At 64.4% G+C, this 9,605-nt stretch carries 8 protein-coding genes and 1 pseudogene; 7 read left to right on the top strand and 2 right to left on the bottom strand.

Going from position 1 to position 9,605, the window contains the following annotated elements:
• The first annotated feature begins 624 nt into the window (after positions 1–624).
• The 4 genes and pseudogenes from ACJH6J_RS27310 to ACJH6J_RS27295 all read left to right on the top strand — a co-directional run bounded on the left by ACJH6J_RS27310 (position 625) and on the right by ACJH6J_RS27295 (position 3,662).
• A pseudogene (locus ACJH6J_RS27310) lies at positions 625–1,358 on the top strand (mycofactocin-coupled SDR family oxidoreductase).
• 329 nt (positions 1,359–1,687) lie between these two features.
• Positions 1,688–1,828 carry a hypothetical protein gene (locus tag ACJH6J_RS27305; protein WP_162563358.1) on the top strand — a complete coding sequence of 47 codons (141 nt, stop codon included), beginning with the start codon at positions 1,688–1,690 and terminating at the stop codon, positions 1,826–1,828.
• 52 nt (positions 1,829–1,880) lie between these two features.
• A complete protein-coding gene (locus ACJH6J_RS27300; RefSeq protein WP_406804826.1) occupies positions 1,881–2,507 on the top strand; it encodes a cutinase family protein in 627 nt (208 codons plus the stop codon).
• Positions 2,508–2,519: 12 nt separating this feature from the next.
• On the top strand, positions 2,520–3,662 hold the full coding sequence (locus ACJH6J_RS27295) for a zinc-binding dehydrogenase (protein ID WP_406804825.1): 1,143 nt from the start codon (positions 2,520–2,522) through the stop codon (positions 3,660–3,662).
• A 1-nt stretch (position 3,663) separates the two neighbouring features.
• On the opposite strand, the gene ACJH6J_RS27290 is transcribed toward ACJH6J_RS27295, so the two are convergent.
• Positions 3,664–4,044 carry a PH domain-containing protein gene (locus ACJH6J_RS27290; protein ID WP_234785455.1) on the bottom strand — a complete coding sequence of 127 codons (381 nt, stop codon included), beginning with the start codon at positions 4,042–4,044 and terminating at the stop codon, positions 3,664–3,666.
• A gap of 346 nt (positions 4,045–4,390) precedes the next feature.
• Between ACJH6J_RS27290 and ACJH6J_RS27285 the strand changes: the two genes are divergently transcribed.
• From ACJH6J_RS27285 to ACJH6J_RS27275, 3 genes are all read left to right on the top strand, one after another.
• Positions 4,391–5,656 (top strand): MCE family protein, encoded by a 1,266-nt coding sequence (locus tag ACJH6J_RS27285; RefSeq protein ID WP_135356302.1) that lies wholly within the window; start codon positions 4,391–4,393, stop codon positions 5,654–5,656.
• Positions 5,657–5,813: 157 nt separating this feature from the next.
• Positions 5,814–6,983 (top strand): MCE family protein, encoded by a 1,170-nt coding sequence (locus ACJH6J_RS27280; protein WP_212814956.1) that lies wholly within the window; start codon positions 5,814–5,816, stop codon positions 6,981–6,983.
• The gene (locus tag ACJH6J_RS27275; RefSeq protein ID WP_406804824.1) at positions 6,980–7,738 is read left to right on the top strand and encodes a GAF and ANTAR domain-containing protein; all 759 of its coding nucleotides are present in this window, start codon (positions 6,980–6,982) and stop codon (positions 7,736–7,738) included. Before ACJH6J_RS27280 ends, ACJH6J_RS27275 begins: the two co-directional genes overlap by 4 nt.
• On the opposite strand, the gene ACJH6J_RS27270 is transcribed toward ACJH6J_RS27275, so the two are convergent.
• The gene (locus ACJH6J_RS27270; protein WP_406804827.1) at positions 7,735–9,576 is read right to left on the bottom strand and encodes a CheR family methyltransferase; all 1,842 of its coding nucleotides are present in this window, start codon (positions 9,574–9,576) and stop codon (positions 7,735–7,737) included. The genes ACJH6J_RS27275 and ACJH6J_RS27270 overlap by 4 nt on opposite strands.
• Between the last annotated feature and the right edge of the window lie 29 nt (positions 9,577–9,605).

Raw genomic sequence — 9,605 nt, 5'->3', positions numbered from 1 at the left:
GCCCGCCATACGGACATCCTTCCCGCAGGACCAGCAGTCCCACCAGTTAGGTGTCCACCATCAGGGGTCAAGCCCAGTCGTTCAACAACGACCACGCCCCGGTCAGTACGGATACTCCACCTGCCCCCAAAATGAGTTGCCACAGCTCCCATCGTCCCGCGTACTGAGTGGTTTCCGCTAACGAACGGCTTCGACCCGCGACCCGAGAGGGAGTGGCGGGCCGAAAGGCCAATTGTGTGGACTCGCCCTTAGTTAGATGCTGCTGCCGTTCAATCGGCTCCACCGTTTCTCGCCAGCCCATCATCTCGGCCTCGAACGTGTCTCGAGTGGCAGGGCTCGCTGACGCGACGGTGTCACAACTCGGGCGCGGCATCGGCGAACGCGGAGAAGCATCAGCCCACGAATAATATTGCGAGACAACAGCAAGAGCAATTCAGGAAACACCCGTGAACATGTGTTGGCGGAGTTGAAATTCGCCCAGAGTCGGTTCGAGTCCGACTGGGGGCACTCGACTGTGGCCCGTGTCAGCGGTACCCGCCCGCCGGCTCTAGCAAATCCCCACCACCGCGCGTTTACTGATTCCACGGGCATTTCGGTGGCATCAGCAAGAACCGGAGGGTTGCCATGGGCCTTCTCGACGGCAGGGTTGCGTTCGTGACCGGAACTGCGCGCGGCATGGGACGTAATCACGCGATACGGCTCGCTCGTGAAGGGGCGTCGGTGAGCTGGTCGAGGCCGCGGGTGGCAAGTGCCTGATGGCGGTCGCCGACGTCCGCAACTCCGCGGCCATGGACGAGATACTCAAAGACGGCGTCGACAGGTTCGGTGGACGTCTCGACATCGTCGTCGCCAACGCCGGTATCAGCACCTGGGCGCGGTTCTGGGAGATGCCGGACGACGAGTGGCAGGCAATGATCGACGTCAACCTCACCGGGGTCTGGCGCTCGATGAAAGCGGCCGTCCCACACATGATTTCCGCGGGCAACGGTGGCTCGATCATCAACATCAGTTCGGTCGCCGGCATCAAGTCGCTGCCGGGCCAAGCGCACTACAGCGCCGCCAAGCACGGCGTGGTCGGACTGACGAAGTCGGCAGCCATCGAACTCGCCGAGTACAAGATCCGGGTCAACTCAATCCACCCGTGGGGCGTCGACACTGTGCTCGCCGCAGACCCCACCGTTGGCACGTTGCTGACCGACCACCCGAGCTACCTGATGTCATCCGGCTGCATGCTCAGCGACCCGTTTCCCGCGAGCGTCGACGACATCTCCGACGCCGTGATCTACCTGGCGTCGGATCTATCGCGCGCGGTCACGGCAACACAGTTGACGGTCGATATGGGTGCCACGAAGGTCTGATCACCCTTCGCTGGAGCGTGCCCTCTGATACTCGACTGAATATCGCTATTCGGGCCATCACACTGCCTGGTCAGGCGGACGATCGTAGAAGGCATCAACCCACCCCATTCTCAGTCGGCCAAGGCCGAGGCAGTGCCGCCCTGACGGCGCGGAGAGAAGGCACCATCATGATGTACGCAGAGTACGAAATGGCGGCGGTGTTGGTGCTACTCGTTGGTGCCGGGTGTGAGGTGATGGCGACTCGTCTGCGCCGCGCCCACCCCACTCGGCTGCCGGATCGAAAAGCGGCGCCGCCGTTATCGAAAACTCCTGGAACCCGTTCGGCACCAATGGATTATCGGACCGGCAGCGCGGCCCCGCCCAAGGGACTGCGCCTGGCCCGCGAACGCTCGCATGCCCGACGGATGGACCGTCGCCGCGTAAAGAAGGAATTCCAGGCCTGGCTGGAGATCACCTCGCAACCGCTGTAGTGACGGACCAAACCCGTTGCGAACCTGTGCCACCGACCTACGATCGGTCGGTATGACCCGCAACCTCGCGTTGATCTTCGCCTTCGCTGCCGTGGCCCCCGTCGTCTCGGCCGTCGCACCCGTCGCAACCGCCGCACCGTGCCCCGATGTCCAGGTCGTGTTCGCCCGCGGCACCACCGAGGCGCCAGGCCTGGGCAGTGTCGGTCGCCCCTTCGTCGAGGATCTGCGTGCGCGGGTGGCGCCGCGCACCGTCGAGGCGACGCCGGTCGACTACCCGGCGAGCAACGACTTCGCCGTCAGCACCCCGGCGGGCATCGACGCCGCACGGGCGGTCATCGAGTCCACCGCGGCCAGCTGCCCGAAGACCAAGATGGTGCTCGGTGGCTACTCGCAGGGGGCGGCGGTCATCGAAGGCGCCACCAACGCGGCACCGCAGCTCGCCAGTCGCGTCGCCGCCACCGCACTCTTTGGTGCGCCGCGCACCGGTTTCTCTGCGATGCTCGCCGGCGGACCGCTGCCAGAGCTGGCGCCGCAGTACGTCGCCAATGCCATCGATCAATGCGCCGAGGGCGACCCGATCTGCTGGGTGGGCGGTGGCTTCGACGTCGGTGCCCACGGTTCCTATGTGCAGTCCGGAAAGGTCACGCAGGCTGCCGATTTCGCGGCCAGCAAGATTTAGGGGAGCGCCAAAATGAGTGAATTACCCGAGAAAGCCCTCGAACTGCGCTCCCTGGTCACCCCGGACGGCATGCTCGAACTCTCGCTGCAGGACGTCGACATCCCCGCCCCGGCGGCGGACGAAGTCGTCGTCCGCGTCGAGGCGTCGCCGGTCAACCCGTCGGATCTGGGCCTGCTGATCCCCGGCGCCGACATGTCGGCCGCGACGGTCACGGGCACCCCGGAGCGACCGGTTGTCACCGCGCCGCTGCCGCCCGGGGCGTTGGCTCATCTGTCCGTCCGCGTCGGTCAATCGCTTCCGGTCGGCAACGAAGGTGCCGGCACCGTCGTGGCGGCGGGCGAGTCGGACGCGGCGCAGGCGCTCCTGGGCAAGGTGGTGGGCATCGCGGGCGGCGCCATGTATGCGCAGTACCGCGTCGTCAAGGCCGCGGCCTGTCTGGTGCTGCCCGACGGTGCGACGGCGAAGGACGGGGCGTCGTCGTTCGTCAACCCGCTGACAGCGCTGGGCATGGTGGAAACCATGCGCCGCGAAGGACATTCGGCCCTGGTGCACACAGCGGCGGCGTCGAATCTGGGGCAGATGCTGGTCAAGATCTGCATCGCGGACGGCGTGCCGCTGGTCAACATCGTCCGCAAGGCCGAGCAGGAAGAAATCCTGCGGGACTTGGGTGCCGAGTACGTATGCAACTCAGCCGCAACGACTTTCGAGCAGGATCTGTTCGAAGCGCTCAAAGCCACCTCTGCGACGCTGGCCTTCGACGCCACCGGTGGGGGCACGCTGGCCAGTCAGATCCTCAACGCCATGGAGCAGGCGGCCAACGCGACCGCGACGCAGTACTCCCGCTACGGCTCGGCCGTGCACAAGCAGGTGTACATCTACGGCAGCCTCGACACCGGCCCGACGATCCTCAACCGAAGCTTCGGTATGTCGTGGGGCATCGGCGGCTGGCTGCTCACACCGTTCCTGGCCAGTGCGGGGGCCGAGGTCATCGGTCGGCTGCGGGCGCGCGTCGCCGCAGAACTCACCACGACCTTTGCGAGCACCTACACCCAGGAAGTCTCGCTGGCCGGCCTGCTCAAGCCCGAGGCGTTCAACAGCTACCTCAAGAAGGCCACCGGCGAGAAATTCCTGGTGACTCCGCAGGCGGTGCCGTAGGTCAAAGTACGTGGTCGCCGATCAATTTTCCGATCGTCCGGATATCGACCTGACCCTTGAAATCGAGGTGCACCTTACCGAGGCCGGAGAACCACAACTCGAGCTCGGCATCGAGGTCGAATTTCCCTGCGGTTTCGATGCTCCAGGCCTGAATCTTGTTGTAGGGCAGCGATGAATAGTCGCGCTTCTTTCCCGTCAAGCCCTGTACGTTGATCGCGATCATGCGTTTGTTGGTGAAGACGACGGAATCGCGCATACCTTTGAAGGCGAGGTAGACCTGCTCGCCGTCGACAAGCATGGGGGCCAGTTCGGCTGAGGCCTGCGCGGGATCGCTGGGGCCCAACTTGATGAAGCTGCCATTTTGGAAGTCGATCATGCTCATCCCGCCCGTCGTGTTCGCCAGTGCTGTGATGCCAGGTGCGCTACTCGATGCGTGGCCCCGGCGTTTGAGGATCGTACGGGACGCTGTTCAGCAAGTTCACAGCATTTGTTCCCGTCGCTCGGGCCTGCCAGACCCGCAATTTGCTGACAGTCGTCATCACATTGGTGGCACCTACTTTGTGATGGCGAGACGATGGTCATCGGCTGGCCCTCGCGTCAATTTACGCTTTGCTAGAGGTTTGTCATTTGCGTGCCGCCAGGGTGGCGACGGTCGTACCCTGCATTTCAGTCTCGATCAAGGCCGGACAACGGCGCCCGGCCACACCTCGATTCGACGCTGGAGTGCCATGACGAAACCGCGGCCGCCACTGCAGCCGTTACCGCCCGTCGCCGCGGGCCAGGTCCATGCGCCGCTCAACAGGGATCGCACCCCGCCGTACAAGATCGCCGGCCTGATCGTGGCTCTCGTTGCCGCCGCGGGGATGACGCTCACCTGGCTCCAGTTCCGTGGCGCCTTCGACAGCAAGGCTCAGGTGTATGTGCTGGCCAGTCGGGCCGGGCTGTCGATGGACAACGGCTCGAAGGTCACCTACAACGGTGTGCCGATCGGGCGGCTCAAGGGGAGCGAGGTGGTGGCCGCCCCCGGCGAGAAGGCCCAAGCCAAATTGATTCTCGACGTCGATCCGCGCTACCTCGACGTGCTCCCGCGCAACGTGGACGTCAAGCTGCTCGCCACAACGGTTTTCGGCAACAAGTACATCTCCATGACCTCCCCGCCGAATCAGACGCCGCAGCGGCTCAAAGGCGGCGACACCGTGAACGCCGTCAGCGTCACCACGGAATTCAACACGCTGTTCGAGACCATCACGGCGATCTCCGAACAGGTCGACCCGGTGAAGCTGAACGCCACCCTGGCCGCCGCGGCGCAGGCCCTCGACGGGTTGGGCGAGAAGTTCGGTCAGTCGCTGGTGAACGGCAACGTCATCCTGGCTGACCTCAACCAGCGGATGCCGACCATCCGGCATGACAACCGTGCACTCGCCGATCTCGCCGAGGTCTACGCCAACGCGTCGCCGGATTTGTGGGACGGCCTGAAGAATGCGGTGACCACCGAGCGCACCTTGAATGATCAGCGCGACAACATCGATCAGGCGTTGATGGCGTCGGTCGGGTTCGGCAACACCGGCGGCGACATCTTCGAGCGGGGTGGCCCGTACCTGGTGCGTGGCGCGCAAGATCTGCTACCGACGTCCCAGGTGCTGGACAAGTACAGTCCCGAGATCGATTGCGGCATAAGGGCTCTGCCGCGCGCCGTGGAGGCCACGTCCTTCGCCGTCGGCGGCAACGGCTACTCGCTGATCTCACATACCGCGCTCGTCGGCTCGGCGAACCAGTACGTCTACCCCGACAACCTGCCCCGGATCAATGCCCGGGGCGGACCCATGGGGAGGCCCGGTTGCTGGACCGTCACCCGCGACATCTGGCCCATGCCGTACATGGTGATGGACACCGGTGCGTCGATCGCTCCGTACAACCACTTCGGTCTCGGATCGCCGTTCGCATCCGAGTACGTCTGGGGTCGTCAGGACGGCGAGAACACCATCAATCCGTGAGCACCCGCGGGGCCCGCCGCGGCGTACGCTTGTGCAAGAGGTGTGCGGCGTGACAGGAACGTCTTTCGGTTCCAGCAGTGGGCGCGGCCAGCGGCTTGTTGATGCCGCCGGTGGTTCAGTCGCATGTCTCGGCCGAGATCGCACGCCGCCCTACAAGATCGTCGGCCTGATCGCGGCACTGGTCGTCGCCGCCGGGATGACGCTCACCTGGCTCCAGTTCCGCGGCGCCTTCGACACCAAGGCTCAGCTGTACGTGCTGGCCAGCCGGGCCGGGCTGTCGATGGACAACGGCTCGAAGGTCACCTACAACGGCGTACCGATCGGGCGGCTCACGGGTAGCGAAGTGGTGGCCGCGCCCGGTGAGAAGGCGCAAGCCAAGCTGATCCTCAACGTCGATCCGCGCTACCTCAGTGTGCTGCCGCGCAATGTGGACGTGAAGCTGCTTGCCACAACGGTATTCGGCAACAAGTACATCTCCATGACGTCGCCGCCGGACCCGACGCCGCAGCGGCTCAAGGCCGGCGACACCGTGAACGCTGTCAGTGTCACCACGGAATTCAACACGCTGTTCGAAACGATCACCGCGATTTCCGAGCAGGTCGATCCGATAAAGCTGAACGCGACGCTGTCCGCTGCGGCCCAGGCCCTCGACGGCTTGGGCGACAAGTTTGGTCGGTCGCTGGTCGACGGCAACGTCATCCTGGCCGATCTCAACCAGCGGATGCCGTCCATCCGGCATGACAACCGCGCGCTGGCCGATCTGGCCGAGGTCTACGCGAACGCGTCTCCGGATCTGTGGGACGGCCTCAAGAACGCGGTGACCACCGAGCGCGCACTGAATGATCAGCGCGGCGACATCGACCAGGCGTTGATGGCATCGGTCGGGTTCGGCAATACCGGCGGTGACATCTTCGAGCGCGGCGGGCCGTACCTGGTGCGGGGCGCACAAGATCTGCTCCCGACGTCCCAGGTGCTCGACCGGTACAGCCCCGAGATCGATTGCGGGATAAGGGCTCTCCCGCGCGCGGTAGAGGCCACCTCCTTCGCTGTCGGTGGCAATGGATATTCGCTGATATCGCACACCGCGCTCGTCGGCTCGGCGAACCAGTACGTCTACCCGGACAATCTGCCCCGCATCAACGCCCGCGGCGGGCCCATGGGCCGGCCCGGTTGCTGGACCGTCACCCGGGACATCTGGCCCATGCCGTACATGGTGATGGACACCGGCGCGTCGATCGCGCCGTACAACCATTTCGGTCTCGGATCGCCGTTCGCGTCCGAGTATGTCTGGGGCCGTCAGGACGGCGAGAACACCATCAATCCGTGACCGCCGATGGGTACCGCTGCGGCGTACTCTTGTTCCAAGAGGTGTGCGGCGTGACAGGAACGACATCCGGTTCCAGCAGTGGGCGCGGCCAGCGGCTCGTTGATGCCGCCGGTGGTTCAGGCATATGTGCCGGCACCCATGCGGCGATATTGCAGCGGATGGTGGACCATGCCGTCCGCGAGATACCCGGCGCGAAGTACGCGGGTGTGACGACCGCGGGCTTTCCCTCCCAGTTGGATACGGTCGTGATGACGCATCCGTACGCCGCATTGGTGGATGCCATCCAGCAGTTCCAGCGTCAAGGCCCATTCCTGAGCGCGGCGTGGAAGCGCGATGTCCTACGGGTGAACGATCTCGAGTCCGATGACCGCTGGCCGGCCTATCGACGGGATGTGCTCAGGTCGACGCCCATTCGTGCGGTGCTGTCGTTCCGCTTGTTCACCACGGCCCGCTCGGTCGGCGCTCTGATGATCTACGCGAACGAACCCCACGCGTTCGACCGGCACGCCGAGGAGATCGGCTACGTGGTGGCGACTCATACCGCGCTGGCGGTCGGCGGCGCACAACCGCGCGATCTGGTTCGACACGTGCTGGACAACTGGGATGTGGTCAGCGAGGCGAAATCGATTCTGATGGAACGGTTTCAGGTTGGCGCTTCCGAAGCCTTCCAAATGCTGAAACGCCTGTCGCTGAGTAGTAGCACCGACCTGCTCGGACTCTCGCAACGGGTGATCGACAAGGCCAAGCAGCTCTAGTCGACCACTTCCATCAGCAGCAGCGCGCCCCGAAGACTGTCGTCCGGTGAGGTGAACGACGAACATGCGACCCGCACCCGCGCCGTCCGGCCCCGCCGGTTCACCGCGTTGACGATCACTTGCCCAGAACTCTGGGGATCGACGAATGCGTGACCGATCAACGGACGGACGTCGTCGAGTGGCAGCCCGATGTCGAGCGACGTGATGGCCACACCCTGCGTCTCGTCGGCGCGCAGGCCCCATAGTTCCTCCGAACCGCGGTTCCACATGACGACCCGCATCTCCCGGTCCACCACCACGACGCCCAGACGGATCGAGTTGACCAGGGCGCTGATGAAGGTGCGGGAATCGTCGAGTTCGGCGCTGCGCTCCCGCAGTGCGTCGTTGATGGTGTGCAGTTCGTCGTTGGTGGACTGCAGCTCCTCGTTCATGGTCTCGAGCTCTTCGTTGGTGGACTGAAGCTCTTCGTTGGTGGTCTCGAGCTCCTCCACCGTCGACTGCAGTTCCTCGTTGGTGGTTTCGAGTTCCTCGTTGGTGGACTGCAGTTCCTCGTATGCCGTCTCGAGCTGCCGGTTGGTCTGCACAACCTTGTCCAGCAGTGCCCGCATCGCGGTGACGTCGAAGAAGACGATCGAGACGCCGAGCAACCCGTTGTCGGCGTCGACGAGCGGGTTGATGTGGATCTCGAACCACACGGCCTCGGCGCCGGCGCGCTGCCACTGCACGTCCTGAATCCGCGCCGAGCGGCGTTCGACCTTTGCTTGCTCGATGTAGGAGCGCAATTCGACTGGGCGATAGGAGATTTCGAGGTCGCGCAGGAGGCGGCCGATGTCGCGCGCCGACAATCCGAAGCTGGTTTCGGCCTGCTGGTTGATCATGGCGACGGTGTCATCGCCGGTGACGACGATCTGGGCCGCCGGGCTGGCGCGGAAAGCCAGGTCGCGGACCGTCGTCAACCCGTTGAGTTCGCCATGACGCTCATATAGTGCTGCCGCCGGATCATAACGATCGAGTGAGGTGTGAGTGCCGATGGCTTTCCGGAAGATGCGGTTTTTCAGATCCAGTGGGGTGAACCGGTCGCCGTGGCTCAACAGCATCTCGGCGTGGCCGAGGAACAGCGCACCTTTCGGCGCGAGCGCGAAATGCAACCGATTCAAGACACCGCGCTGGGTCTCGGCGTTGAGATACATCAACGTGTTGCGGCACACCAACAGGTCGACCCGCGAAATCGGTGCGTCACGCACCAGGTCGTTGCGCCCGAAGATCACCCCGCGGCGCAGATCCTTGTTGAAGACGTAGCGTCCGTTGATCTGCTCGAAGTAGATCGGCAGCAGTTCGGGCGGAACCGATTCGACAGCACGCGCGTCGTACGATGCGGCGCGCGCCTCGTTCAGTGCAAGGTCGTCGACGTCGGTGGCGTAGATCTTCACCCGTTGCCGGAACGCTTCGAAGCCGAGCGCTTCGGCCAGCAGGATCGCGAGCGTGTACGCCTCCTGCCCGGAGGCGCAACCTGCGCTCCACACCCGGATCGGGTCCTCGGGCCCGCGCTCGGCGAGGATCGACGGGATCACCTCGTTCTGGATCGACTCCCAGGCTTCGGGGTCGCGGAAGAATGCCGTCACATTGATCAGGATCGTGTTGAAGAGCGCCGCGAATTCGTCGGAACTCGCTTGCAGCACATCGAGATACTCATCGAAAGTCGTGTAGCCGGCGTGATCCATGCGGTGCTTGACCCGCCGCATCAGCGACGTGCGCTTGTAGCCGGTGAAGTCGAATCCGCGAGAGTCCCGCAGATAGCGCAGCAAAGCCTCAAAGGAGTCGTCGGTACCGGCGTCCATGGTGTCCTGTTCGTAGGTCATGCGATGCC

It is taken from the genome of Mycobacterium sp. SMC-18 (assembly GCF_045310895.1).
In the GTDB taxonomy this organism is placed as follows: Bacteria; Actinomycetota; Actinomycetes; order Mycobacteriales; family Mycobacteriaceae; genus Mycobacterium.
The sequence above is the reverse complement of the archived record's forward strand: the minus strand, read 5'-3'. Positions and strand labels throughout refer to the sequence as shown.

Coding starts and splice junctions, on each gene's coding strand:
- ACJH6J_RS27290 (WP_234785455.1), bottom strand. CDS start 4,044: ATGAGCATGATCGACTTCCAAAATGGCAGCTTCATCAAGTTGGGCCCC.
- ACJH6J_RS27305 (WP_162563358.1), top strand. CDS start 1,688: ATGGATTATCGGACCGGCAGCGCGGCCCCGCCCAAGGGACTGCGCCTG.
- ACJH6J_RS27285 (WP_135356302.1), top strand. CDS start 4,391: ATGACGAAACCGCGGCCGCCACTGCAGCCGTTACCGCCCGTCGCCGCG.
- ACJH6J_RS27270 (WP_406804827.1), bottom strand. CDS start 9,576: ATGGACGCCGGTACCGACGACTCCTTTGAGGCTTTGCTGCGCTATCTG.
- ACJH6J_RS27295 (WP_406804825.1), top strand. CDS start 2,520: ATGAGTGAATTACCCGAGAAAGCCCTCGAACTGCGCTCCCTGGTCACC.
- ACJH6J_RS27300 (WP_406804826.1), top strand. CDS start 1,881: ATGACCCGCAACCTCGCGTTGATCTTCGCCTTCGCTGCCGTGGCCCCC.